Here is a 25136-nt window from a genome sequence, read left to right on the forward strand (position 1 = left end):
AAATATCTCAGTAAATTCATTAGATGTTTAAAACACGAAGTTTTAATGCCTAGCATCAAAAAATCCACTAGGCACTCCACTGTTTATTGGCCGTTATAATGCGGATAATCTGTATAGCCTTTTGCCGGAGATCCACTTACGCCATAGTAAGTTGTGCGATCACTTTCTGCCAAAGGCCAGTTATTTTGCATCCGCTCGACTAAATCGGGATTAGCAATATAAGGGACACCAAAAGCAATTAAATCGACCTCACCTTTTTCTAATGCCGCCTCAGCACTTTGTTGATTAAAGCCACCAGCTGCGATAATAGTTCCAGAAAAAGTTTCTCTGAATAAAGTTTTAAAATTTTGGGCTTCTAAAGGTGCTGTTTCATAGGTAGGTTGATAGTACAAATGGACATAGGCCAATTTACGTTTACCAAGAGCTGACGCAATATTTGCCCAAGTATCAACCTCGCCTTCATAAGGTGCCAAGTCATAAATACGACCAAAAGGAGAAAGTCGGACAGCCACTTTGTCATGGCCAATTTCTTGGGAAATAGCATCAATAGTTTCTAGAAGAAAACGTTGGCGATTCTCAACAGTTCCGCCATATTGATCTGTTCGGTTATTTAACTCAGTACTGAGAAACTGGTCAAAGATGAATCCATTTGCAGCCATAATTTCAATGCCATCAAACCCTGCTTCAATTGCTAATTGTGCAGATTTAACAAAATCATGAGTAACACGTTTGATTTCTTCAGTTTCTAAAGCTCTAGGTTTACTTGGCGCAACCGGACCGGGTTCACCCGAATCAGTATATGCAAATACTGTAGTATTGGTTGCTGGAATAACTCCAGAAGATACAGGTACTTGATTATCAGGTAAAACTGAAACATGCGACATTCTTCCCACATGCCAGAGCTGAGCAAAAATACGACCACCTTTTGCATGCACTGCTGCAGTAACTTTTTTCCATCCTTGCATTTGTTCATTATTATATAAACCAGGCGTATATAAATAACCACGCCCTTCTTCAGAAACAGGCAAGCCTTCAGTAATGATTAGACCTGCGGAAGCTCGCTGAGAGTAATAAAGCGCAGTAAGTTCATCTGCAACACCATTCAATGTTCGCGTACGAGTCATAGGCGCCATTACTACTCGGTTTTTTAATTGAATATCCACCAAATTATGGGGAGTGAATAATTTATTCATCACAGACCTCTAGAGAGATTTACAGATAATTAAGAAATTTCTTTAACGACACTCATCAATCAATGAATGACTCAGGCAATGACCTGTTTGTGAAGTACAAGATTTGCACTCCCTCATTCCTATTGCACAAATGACAAGTTGATGCCACTATATCAACCAACTAGTAGGTAGGCAAGAGTATTTTTAATTTAACCTGAATTTAATTTCGGTTAACAATTGATTAAATACTATCCTTTAACTGGATTGTGAATCTGTAAATACAGAAAAGAGGAAGTTTTATAATGCGTAAATTACACACTTTAAATGAAGATACCTTTCATGAAATTGAATGGAAAGAAGGTTTAGCAGTAGTCCGTTTTTATGCTCCTTGGTGTCCACCGTGCCACAATAGCGAAAGATTATTTAATACTTTTGTGGAAAGTATTGAAGATAATGTAATTGTTGGCACAGTTAATGTTGATCAGGCACCTGTTTTAACAACTCGTTATAATATATGGGGTTTACCATCTGTTTTAATGTTCAAAGATGGGCAATTAATCCATCGTATTGTTGGAGTAAAACCTGTATCCGATTATCAAAAAGCTTTAGATGAACTCATAAAATCTGAATCAAACAATGATGAGAAAAACGAAGCAAAGAGTTCCATTGGTACTCTGTGTTTAACGAAATCGGAGATTAAAGCTGAATAATTTTCTAAACTATTTTCTGTTAGTACTTGACATTTAAAATTAGCCCATATAATCTACAAACCAACTAGTAGGTAGGCTACTTTTAATCAATATTAATGATTAGGTGATCTTATGAGTGAGCAACAATTTAAAGGCCAGAAACTTCTCGTCATTGGTGGTACTAGTGGCATTGGTTTAGAAACAGCAAAGAAAGTCGCTGAACAAGGAGGGACGGTAGTAATTGTTGGCAATCGCGCAGATAAAGCCGAGACAGCCCGTAAACAATTAGTTGCTATGACAAGTGAAGAACAAGTTTTTGCACTGACTGCTGATTTAACAAATTTTGATAGTGTTCAAAAGTTAATTAGCAAATTGGATAGTGAACATAAAGACATTAACTTATTAGTTAATTCAGCAGGAATTTTTTATCCTAAAAGCTTCCTAGAGCATTCGCTAAGTGACTATAACAATTTCCTAGACCTAAACCGCGCATTTTTCTTTATTACCCAACAAGTTGCTTCATCAATGGTTGCGCAAAATAAAGAAGGATCAATTGTAAATGTTTCTGCCGTTGCAGCTCGCCAAGCTATCGAAACTGTCACAGCATCTGCCTATTCAATGGCAAAAATGGGTTTAGAAGCTATGACTCGTCATGTGGCTGCAGAGCTAGCAGAACATGGAATTCGAGTAAATGCTGTTAGCCCTGGAATGGTGGAAACCCGTATTTTCGAAAGATTTATTCCTTCAGATCAATTAGATAATGCACTTCAAGATTTCAATAGTTTTCATCCCTTAGGAAGAAATGGTACCCCAAATGATGTAGCAGAAACTATCGTATTCCTTCTTTCCGAAAAAACATCTTGGGTAACTGGTGCTATTTGGGATGTTGATGGTGGTGTCATGGCATCAAGAAAACTAGGCAAATAATATTTAATAAATGATGAGGTTTCAAAAATGAACGGTGAATGGACTAACAGATTATCTGCATTAGTTAAAAATATTGGTAATTTTGCAAAAGCAAATAAACCCGTTGCCACTGCTTTTCACAACTTAGAAGTTGCGACGCGTGAAAATAAAGTACTCGACGCAAAAACTCACGAGTTAATTGCGTTGGCAGTAGCAGTTACTACGCGTTGTGATGGTTGTATATCAGCTCATGCGGGCGCAGCTAAAAAAGCAGGCGCTACAAAAGAAGAAGTTGCGGCAGCTTTAGGAACTGCTATCGCTTTAAATGCTGGTGCAGCCTATGTTTACTCAGCACGAACTTTAGATGCTTATGACGAAATGTAACTTCACTAGAGGTTAGATAAACAAGCTTAGTAATGGGGAAATTATTCTCCATTCACCAAAATTTATATCTTAATTGGAGTTCTATAATGAACAATGTAGTGAATGAAATTGATCTAAATGCTTTTCAACAATTTGCAGATAGAGTAAGCCAGAATCCTACCACTTCAAAAGCTCGTTTTAACGTACAAACAAGATGGGCGGGTCAAACACGTTCTGTTTCCACTGTGAAATCTTATGAACTTTTTGGTAAGACTTATGAACGTAACTTCCATATAGCTGCTGATGAACCTCATGAAATTTTAGGAACAGATAGTGCACCTAACCCACAAGAATTATTGATGGCGGCACTTAATGCATGTCTTACAGTTGCTTATGTAGCTATTGCTGCTACTAAAGGTGTCAAGATTAATTCATTAGAAATTGATACTTCTGGAGAGCTGGATCTCAGAGGTTTCTTAGGCTTAGATGAAAAAATTAATCCTGGATATGATGAAGTCCAATACACTGTAGTTATTGATACAGATGGGACACAAGAACAATTGGATGAAATACATAGTGCTGTTCTTAAAACTTCACCAAATTTCGCCAATTTTTCACGATCAATTCAAATGAAACCGCAATTAGTGATTGCAAACAAATAATATGTGATGGGTGGCATACTCGTTAATCAGATGATTCATCTTTAACAACAATGCTATAGTATGCCGCCAAATCTCTCTAATCTGGGAACTACGAATATGACCATTGATACTCGCCAAAGTTTAATTAACTCAGCAGAGCTTATGTTGAGATCAAGAGGTTATGCTGCTTTTAGTTATGCTGATTTAGAGAAGATTGTTGGAATTAAAAAAGCCAGTATTCATCATTATTTTCCCAAAAAAGAAGATTTAGGAATTTTAATAGTCGAAACATATATTGAACAGACTATTCAAGATTTTGAAAAAATCGAACGTGATTTTCCTAATGCATTCGGACGCCTTTGTGCCTTTGCTTCCTTATTTAGAAGCTCAATGTCTGAAGGAATGTTACCGTTATGTGGAGCTCTTGCTGCTGAAATGGCTGTTTTACCAGAGAGCATGCAGGAGTTAACTCGAAAGTATTTTGAAATCCAATTAACTTGGATAGAAAAAATCATCCATTTAGGTGTAGAAAATGGAGAACTTGCCGAAGGTGATGCAAATCAGCAAGCCTTTCAATTATTGAGTTTAATGGAAGGAAGTAGTTTTGTAAGATGGGCAATGAATAAAGGGACAGAGCTTGATCCTAAGGTAATAGGAAAAATTGTTGGCGTGCTTTCTTAAGATTAGCTCAGATATTTAAATCTTTTTAATTCAAATATCTAATCTATTTCTAATAAAAGTAAATAAATATAGGAATGCTTTAAATAAAGCATTCCCTTTATATTCGTCCATATATAGCACCCGCTATGACCATCCCAACAAAATTAGTTTAATTTTTATGTCAGATGAAATATCCATCGGACAATCTCTAATTTTATGGTAGTACTTTAAATATTAGTCTACCTAAATGGGAGTGCCCCTATATGGTAGGTTGCAACATTCAGAATAATAAAAAAATTTATGGCTTACATGCCACTACTATTATTAGTTTGGCTCAATTATTGGCCACATCATTGTGGTTTAGTGCAAATAGTGCAGCAATAGATTTAATGCAACAATGGCAAATAAAAGTTGCAGATATTGGTTGGATTACCAACGCTGTTCAAGCAGGATTTATCATTGGAACTTTTGTATTTGCTTATACAGAAATAGCAGACCGCTTTAAAGCCAGACATATTTTTGTTTGTTCAGCACTATTAGGCGCCTTTTTTAATTTCTGCTTTGCATGGTTCGCTCATGGATTTATGGATGCCCTTATATATCGTTTTCTCGTGGGATTATGTCTTGCAGGGATCTATCCAATCGGAATGAAACTTATCGTTCTATGGGCACCTCATCAGGCTGGGCGAGCACTAGCAAAATTAGTTGCTATGCTGACATTAGGCACAGCTCTTCCCTATTTTATTAATAGTTTCCCCACTCATTTTGCATGGCAAACAGTCATGATCTGTTCTTCAAGTCTTGCATTGATCGCAGCCTTGTTAATTTACCAGCTAGGAGACCCAACAATCTCTCCAAAATCACAAAACATAGTGTCATCAGGTGGTACTTTTCAGGTTTTCAAAATTCGAAAATTTCGTGCAGCTGCTATAGGCTATTTTGGTCATATGTGGGAATTATATGCCTTTTGGACGATTATTCCTTTATTTATTGCTAAATCAGGTATTCCAGAAAAATTGGGATACAACAACATTTCGCTCCTTACTTTTTTTGTAATGGCATGTGGAGCAATTGGTTGCTTGGTGGGCGGATATCTTTCTAAATATATAGGTAATAGATATGTTGCTATAGGATCTTTATCTATCTCAGGTTTTAGTTGCTTGGTATTTGCTCTAGGCTGGCGTTTTTTACCTGCGTGGTTCTTATTGGTTTTATTTGCGATCTGGGGAGCATCTGTTATTGCAGACTCACCGCAATTCTCTGCGCTTTCCGCCCAATCTTGTCCCTCCGAAAAAGTTGGTGCGGCATTAGCTATTCAAAATTCAATTGGTTTTACACTGACTATCATATCTATTGCATTGACAACCTATGCCTTTGAAATAATTGGCTTGGATTCAGCATGGATATTATTGATTGGCCCCATTCTAGGTGTTGCTGGATTCTACTATTCAGCAAATAAAGGAGTTATCCATGTCTAAACATTACGATTATATTGCAATTGGTGGAGGTAGTGGCGGTATAGCCTCTGTAAATCGAGCAGCCATGTATGGAAAAAAATGTGCATTAATTGAAGCGGGAGATATTGGTGGCACATGCGTTAATGTTGGCTGTGTCCCTAAAAAAGTGATGTGGTACGCTGCTCATATTAGTGATGCAATTCGTCAATATGCGCCATCATATGGTTTTACTACGGAAGTAAAATCATTTGATTGGCAGAAACTCATTAGAAATAGACAGGCATATATCGAAAGAATTCATACCTCTTATAACAATGTCCTCAGTAAAAATAATGTTGATGTCATACATGGGTTTGCAAAATTTATTGATAAAAACACAATTGAAGTAAACGGAGATTTATTAACAGCTGATCACATTCTCATAGCTACTGGTACAGAAGCGAGTTGGCCTGCAATTGAAGGGGCTGAACGTGGTATCGATTCAAATGGCTTTTTTGATTTAGAAGTACTACCAAAACGTACCGCTATTGTGGGTTCAGGATATATTGCAGTAGAAATAGCTGGTGTCCTTAAATCATTAGGTTCAGATGTCCAGCTTTTTATTCGACGCGAAAAACTCCTACGTAATCTAGATCAGTTCTTAGGAGAAGCATTATTAGAAATTATGCAGAGTGAGAATATTAAAATTCATAAAAATGCTGAAATCAGTAAAGTAACAAAATTAGAAGACGGTTCTATCATGTTGCATTTAAAAGATGGAACTCAACAAGTTGTAGATTGTCTTATTTGGGCTGTTGGAAGGAAACCCAATACCAAAGCTCTCCAACTTGAATTAACAAATGTAAAATTGGATGAACAAGGGTTTATCAAAGTTGATAAGTTCCAAAATACAACACGCGCTGGTATTTATGCAGTTGGAGATATTACTGGAAAGGTTGAATTAACACCTGTTGCAGTTGCTGCCGGACGTAGGCTCGCAGAACGGTTATTTAATAACAAGCCTAATGAATGCTTAGATTACAACAATATCCCCACTGTAGTATTTAGTCCCCCGCCTATTGGAACAGTTGGATTAACCGAAGAACAGGCGATTGAAGAATTTGGCAAAGATATGGTTAAAGTATACAAATCTTCATTTACAGCAATGTATGACGCCGTGGCACAACATAAACAACTCACTAAAATGAAACTTATATGTGTAGGTGTAGAGGAAAAAATTGTTGGTATCCATGGAATTGGTTTGAATATGGATGAAATTCTACAAGGCTTTGCAGTGGCTCTAAAGATGGGTGCAACTAAAAAGGACTTTGATAATACCGTTGCTATTCATCCTACATCATCTGAAGAATTCGTGACGATGCGTTGATTATTGTAATGCCAGAGATAATCATTGAAGTAGAGCATTTATTAAAAGAAGACTGATTTTTAATTCAATAAAAAGCCCTATTTATAGGGCTTTTTTTAAATCGCTTTTACGCAAATAGAGACATTTACATTGCTATTAATTGTATGTGCAGTACAACCACATAGAAGAAAGCTAAGTAATAGTAACTTCATTATGCTTCAGTAACTCTAATTGCTGTCACTCCGCTTAATAGCGGTAAGGTGTAACGCTTACTTGCTGGTTGAGGAGTATGTCCATACCAACGGAACTCTTGGAAATCTGAATCATTATATAGCGCGTAACACACTTTATTTGATTGGTTACCACCAAGACAAACAAGTTTCCCAGTGGTCTTATCACGTCCTACGACAAAACAAACATGGCCTCCACCTTTACGGGTTTTAATAGCAACACAACCATAAGCAGGTTTTGTTAGTTTTGCACCGCAATTCACGTAATCCAATGCACGGTACCAATGCTTAGGATAAGCAATACCAGCTGATTTCAAGCAATGAGCAACGAAAGTACCGCACCACGCTGTTTCATCATCCGCCCACCAAGCTTTAAGCTCTTTTAACCATTTCAAAATAGTTGGATTGTGCTGTTTACCTGGTATTTCTTGCAGACCAATATGTTTTTTTGCTTCAGCTATCCAAGCTAATTCGTCAAGCTTTGTCGGTGTAGGAATATTCATTAAAGTGTTGATTCCTACTAACTGGCCCGTTAATTGAGGTCCGTTAATACGCGGCTGAGAAATTTTCTTTCCGATCCATGACAGGCCCAGCATTAAAGTACCAGTCACAAACGCATGATATTTTTCAGGGATAACTTGATAATCTACCCCCCATTGTAATGCTGGTAGCAGAATAAGCATGATGAATGCACCTACTGCGGGCAACTTGACTGAAAGGTACTTCCAAGCACTATTTTCAATGAACTTCATTCATCGTTCCTCTCTTGTTGATTCATTTGCTCATTTAAAAGAGCCTTGATACGCAGTTCGCTTTCTTGTTCACGTAATTTGCTCACTTTTTCACGAAGTGCACTTTCTTTACGTTCTCTGCGATCACGTCTCCACTGAAAAATGAAACTTATGAATAGGCCAACAACAGCCACAATTGCACCTGTATAGCTCAACCAATTAATTGATGTTAATGAGCCAAAAGCACTTGCTAGACCACTCCAAAAAGTAGTTTTATTAGCAAAAGTAGTGACTGTGACTTCAATTGCCTGATGATCAGACATGACCTATTCCCCACGTTTCATTTGTGGTTATTTTTGCAAGCGTTATAGTTTTAAAATGAGTATGGTTCCAAAGAGAAACAATTAAAAAAGCCTGAATAATTCAGGCTTTTTTAATTTTTTTTTTATCGACTTCTACTTGCTAATACATTCAGACCTTTAATGACTTCCTGCCCAAGCTTTATGAAAGCATTATGCCGTTCGACTTCATTTTCTAAATGTTTTTTGCGGCTTTCCCATGCAGAAGAATTGAAGTAAATGCTTTCAAAACTCAAAGGCATTTTCAAAGCTTCAGATAAAGGCATTGGACAGTTTGCAGAAATACTATTAACAGTCTCAAGCAAAAGATCGGTCCAACTCTTTGATGATTCCTGTAAAGACGGAAGCGGTGCGAAATCGTGCAGGCGCGTCATCTGCACCTCTTTCGACTAAAATACCGTGATTATCAACACTTAACCGCAAATGAGTAAACAATTCATTGTTTAAATTATTAAAATCCTGATAACACAAATCGAATTCACTAGCTGGCATTTTCTTAATGAAATCTAGCCGCTGTTTAAATTTTTCTTCAAATAATTGAGGATTTGTTCTATCTGGCAATAAAGCTAAATGTTCATGATTTGAATAGCTCAACTGAAATGCCATCATGCAGGCAATCCATTCAGCGACATTCTTGCAATTTGCCTCTAAGAACTCCGCTTCCATTCCAATAAGCTGTCTAACCGTAACTCCATTTTGAGTAATTTCTGTATTCCAATTATTTTCTGATTGAAGGAAAACTTTGGACCAGTCTGTATTCACTTCCAACATGGTATTACTTTGTTTTTCAAGATACTTAAGCAGAAGCAGATACCGTTCCTGAATTGTTAAAAGTAAAGGATCTACACTGTCTAAAGCTGACTTAAGAAAAGCTGTAAGTCTTTTTTCATTAAAATTTGGTGCAATGATTGAAATTTTAAGAGACTGTTCAAAACTAAGCTCTTGCATTAGAAAGGTATTTTCACCAACTGGCACAGGATCAAATGTAATCATTAGTTGGCTCCATATAATGAGTAAATGTCTTTTGAGTCCCATGCAGTTCGACTCATTAAACTAATATTGACGGCTAAACTTAACCGGTTACCTTTTTCATCAATTGGTGCAACTATTGGTGCTGAAACACTTTCAATAATAAAAGGTTTATAAGTTTTGCCATGTGTAGTAAGAGATACAAAAGGTGGGATAACCCCTGAAAACAAACCTTCTAAGGTTGTATTTGAATCATTAACGACATTTTGCAGCGTAGAATCAGAGGATAATGATACTGGTAAACTCCAAGCTTCTAATTGCATAATCTTGTCTTCAACTTCGGATCTCGCATCACTTAATGCCAAGAAAAAAATTGATAAATTAAGGCGTACTGAAGATGTTGATAGGAATACTTGAGTTGTATTCACTTTGGTTAAATTTGTTCGCCCTTCAACGCTCTTAAGCGCAATTTCAGCCGTTGCTAAAGGTCCTGATGCCATATCACTTAATGCTGACATGAATGGCGAGTTCTCTCCTAGCGTTGCAGCAGCTTGAAGCATCTGCCCAGTTTGCAAGTTAGCCATCAACATAGGCATCTTTAGTTCTGGATTGCTATTTTCAAATGGAGTTTGCCATTGGCTCTCAATACTTTTGTCGCCGTCAGTCAATAAAGCACGAATTACGGGTGATGCTACTGGGTTACCATCTTTATCACAAAGTGAAAATTCAGCATATTTATGCTTTGAAATTGAGCCATAGAAAGGATCTGATTCAGTACTGGGCAACTTTGTTTTAGCTGTATTGACAGCTGGTGCATAAGCTAAAGCTTTGGACATAAAAAAGCCCTACCATAAAAGATAGGACTATTATTTAGCAATTCACTTTGTTAACGAATTGCTAGTTCCAGATATTAAATAATTGATGGACTGAAAGACTCTGAAAGTATTTCAAAAGCTTGTTTAGAATTTAAATTACGAATGATCGCTCGTCTGAAAATATCATCTTCAGGAATCGGCGTATATATAAGTTTACCATTTTGAATTGGGAAGTATAATTCAATTAATTTGTCATCAGTATATGATTCAAAACCAGAAATTTTATGAATATCAAAACTTTGAACTAGCTCCCCATTATAAGTAATATTTAATTGAAAAACACTGATTTTATAACTATGCATATCCTGTCTAAAGGCATTTTTAATCGCTAAAATAGTGCGATCACGACTATCATCGGCAACTTGAGTCTCATTTATTAAATGAAATTTCAAATCAATATCGTCTAATGCTACATATGTTTCAGCATTTTCAACCTTATAAAAACCCGTATTAGCTAATAAATTCTTTAACTCTTCAAATTTCATATTTTTCCTTTAAATATAATAAATTAATGAATCTTAATATAATAAAGTTATTCTATTTAAAATGTAAACAATACAAAAGAGGTATAAGTTTTCTTATACCTCTTTTTTAAATATTTAAAAGATTTCTAAGCTGCTAGACTAGTGCCATTCTCTTGCTCAAATTCATCAATCTTCTTGATGATTTCTGCAGACTTATTATAAGGCATAACAATTTCATCAAACTCATTCACTTCCGAACCCCAGAATTTGAGCATGATATTCTTGATCTGAGGTTTATCAACGCCGTCACCATTGAAAACATACTTACTACGTTCAGTTCTGACATAAAGTTCGTACTTAGCAAGCTGCTCGTCAATGCGTAGTTTTCTTGGAGGCATTGCGATATCACGGATTTCAGAAAAGAGGTCTTCCACACTTGAAAGATGTGTAAAGTCTAATTCTCGTGTAATAGGTACATCATTAGAGCCTGCATGTTTTTCAATAATGATGATTCGAGTTGAAACGGCGGTACCAGCATTTTTAAAGGTCGATTGAGGCAACCAGATTTCAGCTGTCAGAACTGCACCAGGTGTGCTTTCAATAAACTCGTCAACTTTTGAATCCATTGAACCACGTGGTACCAATGCGACAATACGACCACCATCATAAAGATGACCAAAAGCTTTCTTGATATGTTGAATTGCCAGCGTTCCAGCATGTCCAAACGGTGGATTCATTACAATCGCATGATACTTATTTAAAGTCTCTAAAGACTCGAATGTATCGACAATTACTTTAGCACCTGTATTTGCCATTTGAGCCCGACTAGCTAAAGATTCGGTCGGTTCAATCATTGTCAGCTCTACATCCTGCGGAACAAAACGACCAATAGCTCCATCACCAGCACTAGGTTCAAGCACAGAATCGCCTGTGTGCACCCCTGCCCATTCAATCATTTTGAATCCGAGAGGTTCTGGTGTGGCATACCATTCCTTACCTTCACGATTATCACGACTTTCAGAACGTTTGCCTTTTGCATAGTAGAATGTTAGAGCTTGATCAAATGGCGTTAGCTTGGCAATACGGGCATTTTCTTCATCATACGCTTTACCACCAATCCCATCATTTAGGCTTGGCTCTTCATATTTAGCATCTTCATAAGCCTGAATTAACGCTTCTTTGATACTTACTACAGCATCAGCACCTTTTGCAAAGTTATCTACCGTTTCTGCCCGTCCAGCAATCGTGTCTGCAAATGCAGCCCGTTCCCATGCAGTACCAGTAGTTAAGTATCTCTGAATAGCATTCGATGCTTGTCCAGTTCGATAGATACGCCCTTCTGTCTGTCTTAACTTGGCTGGCTTTGTTGGCTGCCCAATATTAATTAGAACTCGCTGATGTTTACCAGTCGTATCATGCAAGCTAATTCCAGTTGAACCAGCATCTGACTGCAGAATAAGAATATCGTGCCCGCTACCATCTGTATTAAATAACCCTACATTAGATTCACGTTGTTGCTTTGAAATGCGGCCATTAAATAATAGAGCATTTGGAAATGCTTTCTTTAAGGTCTCAACTGGTGAATCGTAGTCAAGATTGAGATTCACAAGATCTGGGCGAGTTTCCTTGAATGAATTATATTCAAGCTCAATATCATCCCTTAAATGGCTCTCATATTTTTCGATATCAAGCTGACTAATTAAGAAAGGTGCAAAACCACCACCTTCATTATAATCATGGAAAATAACTACTTTACGGCCTAATGCTAAGTGCTTTTTCACCATATCAACACAAGCTTCAGCTTTAATAGCTTCTAACAAACGGCGTCTTGCTAAATAATCAAATCGCTTTGCAATAATTTCGTATATATTTTTAAAACGATTTCCAGTGAATAAACGATCATATTCTTGCATCGATGCATGACGTCCCCAGCCTGTTGTTGGTTTTCCAGTCTGAGCAGCCCATTCTTCAAAAGTTCGTGTTTTATGTCCTTCGATTTCTTTATAACCATTGCGAAGATAAGTTAAACCTTCATCAATAAGTTCACCAACACGAGAGCCTATTAGAATAAATTTACGATCATAGTCAAAATTAACTTCTAAATCGCGTCCAGACATGGCACCAGTGTTTTTAAGATTTTCAGCAAACTGTCTTTCAAGTACACCCGTATCCACCTTGGCCTCTGGACGGGTCAACTTACCATATCGTTTTCGATATCCAAGATTTCCCATATAAAAGTGCTCTCGAGCCTTACCAAAACCTTCTGCTAAATTACCTTGGTCATCAATAGATACAGAAGGTGACATATAATCAAATAAATAGCCCTCCGCCCAATCAAGTGAAAAGTGATAACTAAATGGCGTAGCAGATAAGAAAACAACTTTGCACTTACTTTTCTGGTGTTTCCAGTTCAGATTCCAGATTTTTCTTTGTTCATTTCTAAGGACCTGCATTTTGTTATAAGCAGTTAGGTATTGTTCAGTTTCTTTGCCATTTTCATCGAGTTCTTCAGTAGGCATCTGATCTTCAAATTTATTATCAAACCATTCATTAAAACCTCGCAAATGACCTGTTAATGCTCGTAGCTTGTTTAAGGCTGCAGTTGATTTACCATCAGATGATTGTGAAAGAGTATGGGCTTCATCAATTAAAATAAGATCCCAATGTTTATGAACCAAACTTGTGTTTTGACCAAAATTAGCAAATGTTGTGACCACTACTGAGTGCTCATCCCCGCCGTTATCTTTAATGCTTTTTAATTTATAAGCCTTTATATGCAAAGGACTTGAACTTTTTACAAAGTCATTAGCGATTTTATCGTTTAGGGTAACAATCAAAATATTCTTAAGACCAGCATTAATAAAACGCTTTGCAACACCCAGCCCAGTAAAGGTTTTGCCTGTACCTGTGCCATTTGTAAAAAGAATACCCTTCTTATTTTCCTCGATTAAGTGCTTTTCCGTTTTAAAAACATCCCCACGCTGTGCAGGTTGTAGATATGGCAAAGCTTCATCAATATTTGAAGCATCACTCCAAACAGTTTCAACATTATCTGCTTTTAATTGAGCTTCCAGCTTTTCATCTATGGCAGCTCTAACTGATTTAGCAGTTTGTACAATTGATCGATCTCTTGCTCGTTTAAGAGATGATCTCTTACCAGATAGTTCACCGCTTCCGCTGCTGTTAATCCGGTTAGTACTGGTTCTACTATCTCCATCTGAAGATTCATTTCTTGGATTTCGGCCGCCAAGTAAACTTGCATCATCACTTTTTGATAAGCCAGTACTACTGTTTCTGAGATCCCCAGTTTCTCCATCATTTCTGATTGCTTCTGCAGTCTCGAGTTCATTTTTTCCTGATCCATTTGCAGAAACAATTGGTCCTCTGGATCTGAAACGAAATTCGCCAACTGATTCCACATCTGAATTGGTATTTGATACATAGGAGAATAACCCTTTTACTAGTTGCTGATCTTCGGAAAGAAGTGAGTCTGGAATGGCTTTAAGATGTTTTGAACGTACTAAAATTTCACCCTGAGAATAAAAGGCATAAGGGTCATATTCTTTAGCTTTGGTTAATTTGATGCCTTTTAGGCCAATAACCTGTAGTGTTTTATTCTTTTTAGTTGTGTAAGGCTTCAGCTCTTTTTCACATGCAAAAAGGGAGACAATAATCTCCAGCTGATCAATAACATTTCTCGAACCGTTATTTAGGTGTTCAATAACTGATTCATCAATGTTTTTGATAGCTTCCGCATATAAGACTTCAACTACTTCATCCAATTTTGGAAAGTCACTTTCTTGACGTGCAAAGGATAATGCTTGCTTCGCTACAGGCAAGTTAAGTTCTATTTGCTTATGGATGATAAGAAGGAAAAACCGAGCAATATTGCTCTGAAAATGCATGAAATCAATCATGTAATAAATCGCAACCAATACAGTATCTTTAGTAATTGGTTTGAGCTTAAAATTGGACATATATCCCTCAACATAGGAACTTTATATTCCTATGTTGAATGATCGTAAGTACTTAATTTTCAGTAGGTTCCAGAACTAAATATCTAATCCTTCGAATAGGATGTCATTAATTTTGTTTACTTCTGGTTTTTCAATGTCATCACCTTGAGCAACTTTGATTTTCAAAGCACTGTTAAAACGTTCAGCCCCTTCTTTTGTTAACCTAATTATCTTAGGGCTACTTGAGCTACTGGACTCAATCAAAGAATCGTACATTTGCACACTAATGAAATCATCACCAAGCACTTGTTGTGCATATTGGATAGCATCTTTTACACTTACTGGTTCAGGCTCACCAAACAAACCTACATTGCTGCTATCTAAAGCCTGTTTCTCTGCAAATTCAGCTAATGCTTTAAATAACATACTCATTTTTTTTGAACTGCGGCTATTCTTAGCGAGAAATACGGCGAGCTCAGCAACACCTTCTCCTAGATCCTCAAAAAGCCCTTGCTGCTTTACAAACTCAACAATATCTTGATCATTTTGCTTTGCAGATAAAATGGTGTTTGCTGCATCAATAATTGCATTAGCAACACGTTGATCAATGGCTTGCTCCATTCCATCAACGATTTGATCCGATATATCTTGAACATTTCCACGACTTATAGCTTGCGCTTCAATAAATTTAGGCGCAGCAACACCAAGCGCATTAAGCATATTTTGAAGATCTGGTTTTGTATGATCAGCCATCATTTCTAGCAAACGATCATCATTGTAAGCTTTACTAAAAATTGCGGCCTTGATTCTGTTTATCAGTGCTTGTGTTGGTTTTTTATCTTTCGTGGTGTACTGGGCTGCTTCTGTATCACCTAATTTGGTTAAAAAACCTTGAATAAACTTTTGGTTACTTACTGCTAGTAAATCACCGTCTTCACTAGGATTAAATAGAGCAAGTAAATTTTCATCTAATCGCTTTGCATCTGCTTTAGCCCGCTCTGTAGCAGTAAATGACAACTTATCGTCTTGGTTAGCATCAATCGCAAATTGAGCTCTATCGATCTCAGTATTACGAATCCGTATCAATATTGGCTGTGCAATGGTTTGGATCTGCTCACTGCTAAACCCAAAGTAGTCGGCTTCATCAATCAACCATTGCTTATACTCATCTGCGGTACCACGCTCATATGCAAGCTTGATTGCCATGGTTCGGCCATTTCCTGATTCAACTACTAAATCATCGCCAGTTATTGGTGCTCCCGTATCTGCCCGTCCTGAGCGGCCAAGGCTTTCGGGATCTAAATCATTAGCAGTTTTCTGTACCCATGCTTGTGATGATTCTCGACTTCGATCTCGTGGCTGCAATTCTTGCGGATAGTTTGGGTTTTCTGCACCTGTCGCCGTATGAGATGCAATGACTTGATCAATATCGACTAAAGCAAAGACAGTAGAAATCTTTTCACCTTTGGCTGTTTTCACATTATTAGTTCTACCCTTCAAAAGCCCAGTAAAGGGCGGTTTAGGTTTTAAAAAACTAATCATTTGATCGATTACAACTAATGGATTATTAGTAATATCTAGGATAGAAATTTGTTTTAATATTGGCATTAGATATTCTCCGCTTCCATTTCCATTGTTTGTACTTGGTTCAATAGCTCTGTCACAGCCGGAATAAGAAGTGGATCATTTAAGTCTTTTTCTGCTTCGTCCCGAATTTGTTCTAGTAACTCGAGATTAACTTTAACCTGCCCTTCAATTACTGAACGATAAAGTTGATTGCCTTCATCATTTGTCTTACTAGATTGAAGATCTTCAACCTCAGTTGGAGTATTTAGTTCTTCAGGTTCATCTGTAGCTGAATTTTGAATTGGCTCTTTATTAATAAGGCGATCCGCTAAATGTTCATCTGCCCATGCTCTTGAATATTCATAAAATGCTGTTAAATATTCTGGTGAACCTTCAGCCCTATTCCAAGTTTGTAAGAACTCGCCACGGCGATCTGAAACCCACCCCATAAAGTCAATATTGTTAGAATCTTCAGGATTTTCTAAAGTGTCTAACCATGCCTGCATCATTTTGTTTTCAGCCATACCAGCTGAACGTGCTGCTAATACTTCTTCATTCCTTTTTTGGTTTGCCTCAATTTGAGCATCAATGAGTTTTTTTGATTCTAGTTCTGCTTGCTGTTGAGCTAGATCTTGTTCATCTAATTCAGATATCCATTCTTGAGCCCAAGATACTGATTCAGAATCGCCCTCTAGAGCCTTATTTATACGCTCATAGAAAGCTTTATAACGTAAGCCATCTTCACCAGCCCATTGCGGATCTGCATTCAAACGCTTTAAATCAGCTCTTAATCGTTCGGCTTCTTCATCTGAAATACTATCTGGTGAATCATCATTTAGAATGTTCTCTTTTATGATTTCTTTATTTTCTTCTGATTGCTTCGATTGCAATGAAGTTTGCAATTGATCCAAATCATTTAATAAATTGGAAATTTCCTCATTCAAAGAATTTAACTGGTTTTGTTTTTGTTCAATACGACTTTCTGCATCTGCTAAAGCTTTGGCCTTTTCTGCTTTTTTAGATTGTAAACGCTTAAAACGGTTACTGTTTTGATTAATCAACTTCATAATTCGACCAGCGAGAACAGGAATTGAAATTCCTTCTCCTTGGTTTGGCTGAATTGCAGCTGTAATATCACGATTATTCATTAAAATCTTCCACGAAAGTAATGAATCCGTTGGACTAATTTTTTTGGATAATCGATCTGGCTTATGAAAAAGGATTGTGAAGTTTTGACCGTCATCAAAATCATAAGTAAGCGCAATTTGAAGTACTTTTTTATGCTTGAATGGCTTACTTTCAGTAACGTTAATGACTTTAACACCAGTTTTAGAAAACTGATCCATAGAATGATGCAAGATAGCAGACAGCTGCTCTAAATGCTGGTAATCGACAATAATAGAATCATAATGAGCTTCTTCTACTTCCAGACTAGATAATAGCGTAGGCAACCCATCAAATTTACTTAGCAGCTGGCTATGGTCATCATTTCGCTGCATATCTAGTAGAAGTTTTGCTGTATCACCATCATGAGAAACTAAACTGATACCATCCCATTCAGGTGTTTCTGCAGCAATCACGTTCTGTAATTGCTCTAATTGCCATCTTTGAATAGGTTTAGACCCAGACAGATTAAATTGTTTGGAAGATAGGTGGCGTTTAAGTCCAAATTGATTTGTTTCAATTACATCTGTAACACAAGCATCAAACATGCGTCCAAACTGTAAGATTGCTAGTTCACCAGCATGCTGATCATCAATTGCACCCAGTATGGCAACTGAATCATAAGCTTCGATACCGCTCTTCTGCCCTTTTAAGTTAATCACTCGCCAGATGTCATTTTCCGTGTAGTCTTCAGTGACTAAGGCATTAATTTGACGGTAATCACCTTTAATAAATCCAATTGAACAAGCGCCACTATTCACCATTGAATCAAAACCAAGTACTAATCGGCTTTGATGTGGTGCATGTGTTTGAGTAAAAATTGATTTAACACTCACGGAGTTATCCTCATTTTAATTTGAGGATATTTTCTCAATCTATTGAATGTAAAAAGCCAATGAGTTCCATAGCTTATTTTAAGTTTGGGAACATTTTAGTGAAATTTAAGGTGACTATTGAATGGGCTTTATTTGCTGCATCTAATGGTAAATTACCAGCTTGTAGAGATACTAAATGCTCAATTTCAAAATGATGTTGAGATCTTACAGCTTTATCAAAAGCATATATTTTCAAACGCATTAAATATTCTATAGGTGGCGGTTGTGTACCATCTTTATTAAACATTATCTGCTTTATGGCTAATGCACTATTTGCAATAGCTGCAGCTTTAGTCTCAATAAATGAGATACTTAATTCATTTGAGGCATTACTGGTTATATAGTTGAGTTGATAGTGTCCAACATGTACTGAATCTGTTTGTGCATCTAGAAGTGATACATCAACATTATTTGCTAACCAAGCAATTTTATTCGAAGGATCAAAAATTGGAATATTCGCTTGGGCAATCTTACTATTTGCCCGATAAGGTCTAATTTCTATTCCAAAATGGGCGGCTGAGAGAGTTCCTAATGCATAGAGCTCTTGATAATGAGAAACAGCTTTATCAACTGTCAATCCAGACCATAAGACAGGATTTCTTGCAAAACGTTCTTTGAAGGGGTTTAAAACATTACCAAAACTGTTATTAGACGTTTTATTCTGTGTTTCATATTCAAAAAAAGCCATTATTCTTCATCCTCTGGAAATTTACGGCTCTTAGCAATACTTTCAGCTAATGTTAATGCTTCCTCATATTTCATACCTGTATCGCGCTCAAGAATGTACGCCATAATATCTACATCTAAATTTGATTCTTTCAATGATGCGATTACTTGTGTTTTAAGTAATGTTGTATTCATTCTTGATTGAGCATTGTTGATTTCTTCTGTAGCTGCTGCAGTTTGGTTTGAATAATATTCGACTTGCCAAGGGTAATCTTCAGGCTCAAATTGTTCGTTGTAAGCGAACCCCCAATCCAAATGAAGAATTTGATTAATCCCTTCGGAAGATGCTGTTCGAATATCTTGTGACCTACGCATGATTTGTGCAGAAGTATGGAATGCTCCACCTTCTCCTATACCACCAGTTAACATATCAGCCCAACCGACCATGCTTGGATCTAGACCAATTCCGCCCATCAGCAAACGGACATTAATCATGAACTGTTCAATATTAATAGGTGAGCTTCGTTGATTCTTGATATCACCCACTGGATTTAGAACTTGTTTTTCATCAAATACCGGAAGCATGTGAAAAGCAGTATTCCAAACTGCTTCACCACCTGATAACGCATCACGGACATAAGCCTCATGATTTTTAAGTAAACCTTCTAAACCACGGATATAGGCTTGACGTTGTGCTGGTGGCATTCCTGACATATTTACTGTCAAGAACATCTGATTTACGGTATCTGCAATTTGCTGGCTGTTCATAGATGCCAAAGCAAGGATTACATCATCATAAACATCCTCAATTTCGTAAAGGAATGAGCCGCCCAAATGCGCTGGTAAGATTGGTAGCTCATCTGGATCATCCCCCTCTAACATTTTCGTGACAAGACCAGTTTCTACAAGCTCATATTGAGCAATATTGCTCATACGGGGCATTTTGAAACGTACCATTTGAATAGTATTCAGTTTGGTAATAGTTTTTTGCCAATTACGAGGATCTAAACAAAAAAAGGCGACAGTCTTACTGCCTTGTTCGAAAGGCTGTATTAATGGCGGATATGTATACTCATTACATACGAGGTCAATTACACCTTTATCTTTTTTCCCATAAATACGTGCATAGGAATCACCGAAAGAAATAGCATCTCGGGCAAGTTTGCTTAAATTCTTATTGATAAGCTTTTCCATCTTTACACGGCGCTCATCTAGTTGTTTTTTTAGTTTTTCAGCTGCTGGCCCACTGGCCTTTTTCAAGCGTTCGGCAGGTGTAATAAAGACTTGTTGGCCGCTATAAGAATCTCCGCCTAATGCTGCAGAAACATGAATCCCCATCCCCTCTGCGATAGGTGCAAAGCGTAACATTCTCTCCCATTTTGTAAGAATTTCTTTTCTAGTACGTTTTTTATTGGCTTTGGTTTGATTGGTCCCAAGTGAAAATGGTGCCATGGATTCATAAAGCTGCGCCGTAGCATCCTGATTAGAGGTATCAAATTGCTGATCATATGAATTAACATTTTCACCGAGTAACAACGATAAGAACCGAGAAGACATAACTAAGCCAAAATACCAAAATAATTAAGTATTTTGATGGCTACCAATTTTTAACTTTTAGATGAGTTCCAAAGTGAATTGGAACCGTACAGATTTAATAAATTCAACGCATGCAATTCTATCTGCACATATTTTTTTAATCTCTTTAGAGGACATTGGCATGACTGAAGGTGTAAAAGTTTTTACCGCATTGGATATCGAATTAGCTCAAAAAACTACTGATATTGTTAATAACCAACGTTATGGCAACCGTCCAGAATTTGAAACACTTACCTTAGGTTGGGATCGCAAAACTGGTGCTGTTGCAGTTAACTACACTTTTGCAGAAGAACAACAAGTTAATGATCAAACAATTTAGCAATGCAGAAAACTTAATGATTTTTTATTGATCGTGAAAAGTACATAATTTAATAATTATGTACTTTTTCTAAATATAAGTAATTAAATATAGAAAAAATAGAATTAATAAAAAATTCTTAGGACTATTTAATATTTATTAAAAGATAAAAATTATTCTAATATAAAATTAAATCGTGTAATTTATAGAAAAATATAACTTTGTGACTTTTTGATGAGCACCATCCTGCCTTTAGAAAAAAATATTATTGTAAGTGTTCCTCATGAATACACTACTCCACAAAAAGGAGCTTATTTTGAGAAATTATGTGCCCAGATCCTTCGAAAGCAGTCTTATGAAATTACTGGTTATGAAGTTAGAAGAACAGGAATGGAGATTGACCTTGAAGCTATTCATAAACCATCTCAAAAAACCGTATATATAGAATGTAAGTTTTTTAATGACAAAAGCTCAATTGATTCAAAAATAGTTGATTTGTGCTTTGCACAGTCTTTTAGAGGAGAGTTTGATAAAATTGCTCTATTCTCTACAGTTAAATTAGGTAAAGATGCTCAAGGTACATACGATAATTATTTAAAGAGAGGAATAGATTTTTCTTATTATGATAGTGAAGAAATTCTTTCAGCTTTAGAAGTAAGTGGACAAGTTCCAAATATTGATACAATTAGATTCAATTCAAATGTTACTTCTGCAACTCTACTTATTCATCCAGAACTTGTTCCTGTATGGCTTTTACAAGAAAGTGAAAACGGTTCACCTACTGGATTAATCGCATATGTTTCTCCAGATAATGAAGTAAGTTTAGAACGTATTAGACAAATTCTTGATAATGAAGGAAAGTTAGAAGAATTAGATATTAAGCTTTTTGAGCAAAAAATTACACTTCCTCAAACTGAATTATCAACACCTTCGACGACAAGGGAGGTTGTTAGTGGCATTGTTTTAGCGGATGATATTATGGATCCTAAACCATGCCGACCAAAGGATTTTATCGGAAGAGATGATATACAAAAAGAAATCTGGGATTTTTTAGAGTCAGTTCGTACTCAAGAAACAGATTCTAGAATTCTTGCATTAACAGGACTTTCTGGTAATGGAAAATCTTCATTAGTTGCTAACCTTTCAGATCGTTTCACAAATAAAAAATGGAAAAACAAACTTTATCTTTATCCAGTTGATGTACGCTCTGCAAGAGGTTCACGTTTTGTCGCTGAAGCTGTAGGCAAAGCATTCAATACTGCTGTAAGTCATGGATTTATTGAATCGGATACTTCTTTTACTATTGAAAATATTGACGAAATTACAGGTGGAAAAGCCTTTCAAGAATACGCACAATTTCTTGAAAAGAATAATAAAGTTATGGTGATTTTCTTTGATCAATTCGAAGAAGTTTTTATGAAAGAAGAGCTCTTTTCCTTATTTCGTGCATTTAGAAGATTTGCTCTTGATATATCGGCTGAAAAAACAAATGTAGTAGTAGGTTTTTCTTGGAGAACGGGTATCTTTTTAGGGAATGATAATCCTGCTTATGGATTATGGTATGACTTACGTGATCATAGAACAGAACGAAAATTAAAAACATTTGATGTAAAAGACTCCAATAAAATGATTTCTAGTTTCGAAATAGAAGCAGAAATTAATTTAACTAAACCATTAAAAGCTAGGTTAATTCAACAAGCCCAAGGATTCCCTTGGTTTCTAAAAAAGCTTTGTATTCATTTGTTTAAGAAAATAAAAGAAGGTATTTCTCAAGAAGAACTTTTAATTAGTCAAATGCAAATAAAAAATCTCTTCGATGAAGATTTAGAGCGACCTTCAGGCGAAGTTGAATGCTTAAAATTTGTTGCTAAGAAATCACCTGTTGATAGGTATGAAGCAACTAGAGAATTTGGCGAAAATACGGTTTCGAGATTAATTGCGGATAGACTGCTTATTAAGACAGGAGAAAAAATTTCGGTATATTGGGATGTTTTTAGAGATTATCTCATCACTAATGAAACTCCAGTTATTTCTTGGGCTTTTATGCCAAACTATAGAGCTAACATGTCTTTAAAGTTTGTTGAATTGATTAAAGATCAAGCAGCCTCTATAGATGAATTAGTGGAAAAAACTACCTATAGCAGAGGAACAATTCAAAATATTCTTATTGATTTACTGTCTTTTGCGTTAGTGGTTAAAACTAAAGATGACAAGTACAAACTTAATTGCGAAATTGATGAGATTCCGTTAAAAGTTCGCAATCAAATGTTAGGACATTTTATTTACCAAGAAGCTTTAGCAGCATGTAAAAATAATGAAGAGTCAATAATACTAATTGAAGATATGTCTTTAATTATTAATAAAGCTTATGCCTCAGATGAGGGGAAAACAGTTGGTCGGTATATCGCAAAAATCTTATCTTGGTTAAGATTTGCAGGTTTAATGAGCCAATTGCAGGATAAAGTTAGAGTATATGATGCAGAAAGCTATTCCCCAGATTTTGGTGAAATTACAGGTGGCAGTAGAAAAACTAGTTTATTTTTAGCTGCAAGTTCTTTTGAAAAAGCAGCAATACTACTGGACAAAATCATTTTACATAAACCAATCGATTTAGCCGAGTCAGGAATTCGTAATGTGATTGCTGATTTAGTTGCATTGGGTATTTGTAGAAGAGTTAGCAATAATAGAATAGAGTTAACAAAGCCAAGTAATCCAGAAGTTTCTGTTGAAAAACAACTAGCGAACAAAGTTCTTGAAGCTAATACAATAATTTTATTAGAAAAACTAATTTCTCTTTATGGTGAGGAGTTGAATGTATTAGTAGAAAAAATGTCTGTTGAATTAGGTAAAAACTGGAAACAAACATCAGGCCAAAGATATATTAATGCTCTTCTACGTTATAGAAATTTAGCTCGTAGTAACCTACTTCATTAAGATAAAGTTAGTATTATTGAATACTTGGAATTTAAAATCAGTTTTAATTAATTTAGCTGATTTTATATTCATAAGTTATTAATAACCAGTAATATCAACAATTAAGTGACTATGGAATGGAGAATAAAGACTAGCAGAGGTATTCATACCATTAGCGAGTACCGTATATCCTCGAAGGATCTTACCTGAGAAAGTTGGATCATTATAAGAGTTAGTTTTTATAGCACAGTATGAATGCATATAAGAGCTCAAACCACCAGCCCCCCAATAATATTCATAATGTGCAGGACATGCTAAAGCTAATCCATATGTTTTATTAGCATTATAGTTAGGTATATCTGATAACCAAGAGCTATAGTAATTTGCACTACCCTTTAAATAAAAAGTCTCAGCCTTAACAACTTTCAATGGGTTATGAGAATTAGAAAATACAATCTCACCTTTACCATTCTTAATCAATAATTTAGGTGAATGGCCGCTTTCTAAAAGAGTAATTAACCCAAATACATAATATGTCGCCTTTGTAAAAGGATAAGTATTCTTATATTTAAATCCACCTTGATCGTCTAAAGTGTCAAAAATAACAGTTATTTTCCAATTGTTTGTTGAGGTTTCTTCATATCTGACTTGCATCACAGACACACCTGTAAACACCACAATTGGTCTTTGTAAAGATGATACATTCAAAACATGACACTTAACATAACCAGATACAGATAGCACTGCAGGAGGTAGTGGATCTGAAGAGGCTACTTCCCTAACAAACTTATTGATAAGGTGAAAGTTTCTGTAGCTATCGTCAATTATTGTCACTTTATTATCATTAAGAATTTTGATGTATTCAGCCATTAGCATTTACCTAAATGAATACTAATTGTTTGCTGAAAAGCTATGTTGTAATAAGCTCTACAATCATAAATTAATAAATAAGTGGATGTATCATCCATTTGATTGAGAAGAGAATCACCCAGAATAGCCTCACTAGCCATAGCTTTAGTCAAAATAGCACATCCCATTCCATTCGAATAAGACTCAACCACTGCACTATTTGCTGATAAAACTTCACCAGATGCTACATAAGCCCACCATCTTGGATGATTTTCAGCTGTATCAAGTTTACGTACAATTGCGTCCATTGCTGAACCTTTTGGTAGGACTACATTTAACGTTTCTGTATACATACTAAGATTAGATGTTAGATCAAGGACCACGTTGCCACC

General features: G+C 36.2%; 23 protein-coding genes. 9 read left to right on the plus strand and 14 right to left on the minus strand.

The annotated features are described in order from the left end of the window. Positions 1 to 83 precede the first annotated feature (83 nt). Entirely contained in the window at positions 84 to 1193 is a 1110-nt protein-coding gene (locus tag J690_RS13495) for an alkene reductase (protein WP_031980787.1), read from the minus strand. Between the two features lie 281 nt (positions 1194 to 1474). Between J690_RS13495 and J690_RS13500 the strand changes: the two genes are divergently transcribed. From J690_RS13500 to gorA, 7 genes are all read left to right on the plus strand, one after another. Next, on the plus strand, positions 1475 to 1882 hold the full coding sequence (locus J690_RS13500) for a thioredoxin family protein (RefSeq protein ID WP_031980786.1): 408 nt from the start codon (positions 1475 to 1477) through the stop codon (positions 1880 to 1882). 111 nt (positions 1883 to 1993) lie between these two features. Next, entirely contained in the window at positions 1994 to 2788 is a 795-nt protein-coding gene (locus J690_RS13505) for an SDR family NAD(P)-dependent oxidoreductase (RefSeq protein ID WP_031980784.1), read from the plus strand. 27 nt (positions 2789 to 2815) lie between these two features. After that, positions 2816 to 3151 carry a carboxymuconolactone decarboxylase family protein gene (locus tag J690_RS13510; protein ID WP_013197542.1) on the plus strand — a complete coding sequence of 112 codons (336 nt, stop codon included), beginning with the start codon at positions 2816 to 2818 and terminating at the stop codon, positions 3149 to 3151. An 86-nt stretch (positions 3152 to 3237) separates the two neighbouring features. Next, on the plus strand, positions 3238 to 3792 hold the full coding sequence (locus J690_RS13515; protein ID WP_013197541.1) for an OsmC family protein: 555 nt from the start codon (positions 3238 to 3240) through the stop codon (positions 3790 to 3792). Positions 3793 to 3888: 96 nt separating this feature from the next. Continuing rightward, positions 3889 to 4452 (plus strand): TetR/AcrR family transcriptional regulator, encoded by a 564-nt coding sequence (locus J690_RS13520; RefSeq protein WP_031980783.1) that lies wholly within the window; start codon positions 3889 to 3891, stop codon positions 4450 to 4452. A gap of 242 nt (positions 4453 to 4694) precedes the next feature. Continuing rightward, positions 4695 to 5909, plus strand: coding sequence for an MFS transporter (locus J690_RS13525; protein WP_032036392.1), 1215 nt, complete (start codon positions 4695 to 4697; stop codon positions 5907 to 5909). Further along, positions 5902 to 7254: a glutathione-disulfide reductase gene (gorA, locus tag J690_RS13530; RefSeq protein ID WP_032036394.1), complete on the plus strand. Its 1353-nt coding sequence runs from the start codon at positions 5902 to 5904 to the stop codon at positions 7252 to 7254. Before J690_RS13525 ends, gorA begins: the two co-directional genes overlap by 8 nt. Positions 7255 to 7444: 190 nt before the next feature. Here gorA and J690_RS13535 read toward each other — a convergent pair whose 3' ends face one another. The 11 genes from J690_RS13535 to J690_RS13585 all read right to left on the minus strand — a co-directional run bounded on the left by J690_RS13535 (position 7445) and on the right by J690_RS13585 (position 20645). Next, a complete protein-coding gene (locus tag J690_RS13535) occupies positions 7445 to 8215 on the minus strand; it encodes an NlpC/P60 family protein (RefSeq protein WP_031980780.1) in 771 nt (256 codons plus the stop codon). Then, entirely contained in the window at positions 8212 to 8517 is a 306-nt protein-coding gene (locus J690_RS13540) for a phage holin family protein (RefSeq protein ID WP_032036396.1), read from the minus strand. Before J690_RS13540 ends, J690_RS13535 begins: the two co-directional genes overlap by 4 nt. Positions 8518 to 8639: 122 nt before the next feature. Next, entirely contained in the window at positions 8640 to 8858 is a 219-nt protein-coding gene (locus tag J690_RS13545; RefSeq protein WP_032036398.1) for a hypothetical protein, read from the minus strand. Beyond that, a complete protein-coding gene (locus tag J690_RS13550; protein WP_032036400.1) occupies positions 8851 to 9546 on the minus strand; it encodes a hypothetical protein in 696 nt (231 codons plus the stop codon). Before J690_RS13550 ends, J690_RS13545 begins: the two co-directional genes overlap by 8 nt. Continuing rightward, positions 9546 to 10358: a hypothetical protein gene (locus J690_RS13555; protein ID WP_032036401.1), complete on the minus strand. Its 813-nt coding sequence runs from the start codon at positions 10356 to 10358 to the stop codon at positions 9546 to 9548. Before J690_RS13555 ends, J690_RS13550 begins: the two co-directional genes overlap by 1 nt. Before the next feature lie 74 nt (positions 10359 to 10432). Continuing rightward, positions 10433 to 10882 (minus strand): hypothetical protein, encoded by a 450-nt coding sequence (locus J690_RS13560; protein WP_032036402.1) that lies wholly within the window; start codon positions 10880 to 10882, stop codon positions 10433 to 10435. Positions 10883 to 11007: 125 nt separating this feature from the next. Continuing rightward, on the minus strand, positions 11008 to 14838 hold the full coding sequence (locus J690_RS13565; protein WP_032036403.1) for a DEAD/DEAH box helicase family protein: 3831 nt from the start codon (positions 14836 to 14838) through the stop codon (positions 11008 to 11010). Positions 14839 to 14913: 75 nt separating this feature from the next. Beyond that, positions 14914 to 16425 (minus strand): hypothetical protein, encoded by a 1512-nt coding sequence (locus J690_RS13570; RefSeq protein WP_032036404.1) that lies wholly within the window; start codon positions 16423 to 16425, stop codon positions 14914 to 14916. Beyond that, positions 16425 to 18383, minus strand: a complete 1959-nt coding sequence (locus J690_RS13575; RefSeq protein WP_032036406.1) for a defense against restriction DarA-related protein — start codon at positions 18381 to 18383, stop codon at positions 16425 to 16427. The genes J690_RS13570 and J690_RS13575 overlap by 1 nt, the downstream gene beginning before the upstream one ends. Before the next feature lie 73 nt (positions 18384 to 18456). Beyond that, positions 18457 to 19110: a hypothetical protein gene (locus tag J690_RS13580; protein ID WP_032036408.1), complete on the minus strand. Its 654-nt coding sequence runs from the start codon at positions 19108 to 19110 to the stop codon at positions 18457 to 18459. Beyond that, positions 19110 to 20645 carry a hypothetical protein gene (locus J690_RS13585; protein ID WP_032036409.1) on the minus strand — a complete coding sequence of 512 codons (1536 nt, stop codon included), beginning with the start codon at positions 20643 to 20645 and terminating at the stop codon, positions 19110 to 19112. Before J690_RS13585 ends, J690_RS13580 begins: the two co-directional genes overlap by 1 nt. 160 nt (positions 20646 to 20805) lie before the next feature. Here J690_RS13585 and J690_RS13590 point away from each other — a divergent pair, with 160 nt between their 5' ends. Together J690_RS13590 and J690_RS13595 are read left to right on the plus strand one after the other, a co-directional pair. Beyond that, positions 20806 to 21003 (plus strand): hypothetical protein, encoded by a 198-nt coding sequence (locus J690_RS13590; protein WP_032036411.1) that lies wholly within the window; start codon positions 20806 to 20808, stop codon positions 21001 to 21003. Between the two features lie 213 nt (positions 21004 to 21216). Beyond that, positions 21217 to 23916, plus strand: a complete 2700-nt coding sequence (locus J690_RS13595; protein WP_032036413.1) for an nSTAND1 domain-containing NTPase — start codon at positions 21217 to 21219, stop codon at positions 23914 to 23916. Positions 23917 to 23994: 78 nt separating this feature from the next. On the opposite strand, the gene J690_RS13600 is transcribed toward J690_RS13595, so the two are convergent. Together J690_RS13600 and J690_RS0104415 are read right to left on the minus strand one after the other, a co-directional pair. Next, positions 23995 to 24765, minus strand: a complete 771-nt coding sequence (locus tag J690_RS13600) for a hypothetical protein (protein WP_032036414.1) — start codon at positions 24763 to 24765, stop codon at positions 23995 to 23997. Then, positions 24765 to 25052 carry a hypothetical protein gene (locus J690_RS0104415; protein WP_227516815.1) on the minus strand — a complete coding sequence of 96 codons (288 nt, stop codon included), beginning with the start codon at positions 25050 to 25052 and terminating at the stop codon, positions 24765 to 24767. The genes J690_RS13600 and J690_RS0104415 overlap by 1 nt, the downstream gene beginning before the upstream one ends. Between the last annotated feature and the right edge of the window lie 84 nt (positions 25053 to 25136).

Origin of the sequence: Acinetobacter sp. 742879 (assembly GCF_000588535.1) — a bacterium.
GTDB classification, from domain to species: Bacteria; Pseudomonadota; Gammaproteobacteria; order Pseudomonadales; family Moraxellaceae; genus Acinetobacter; species Acinetobacter pittii.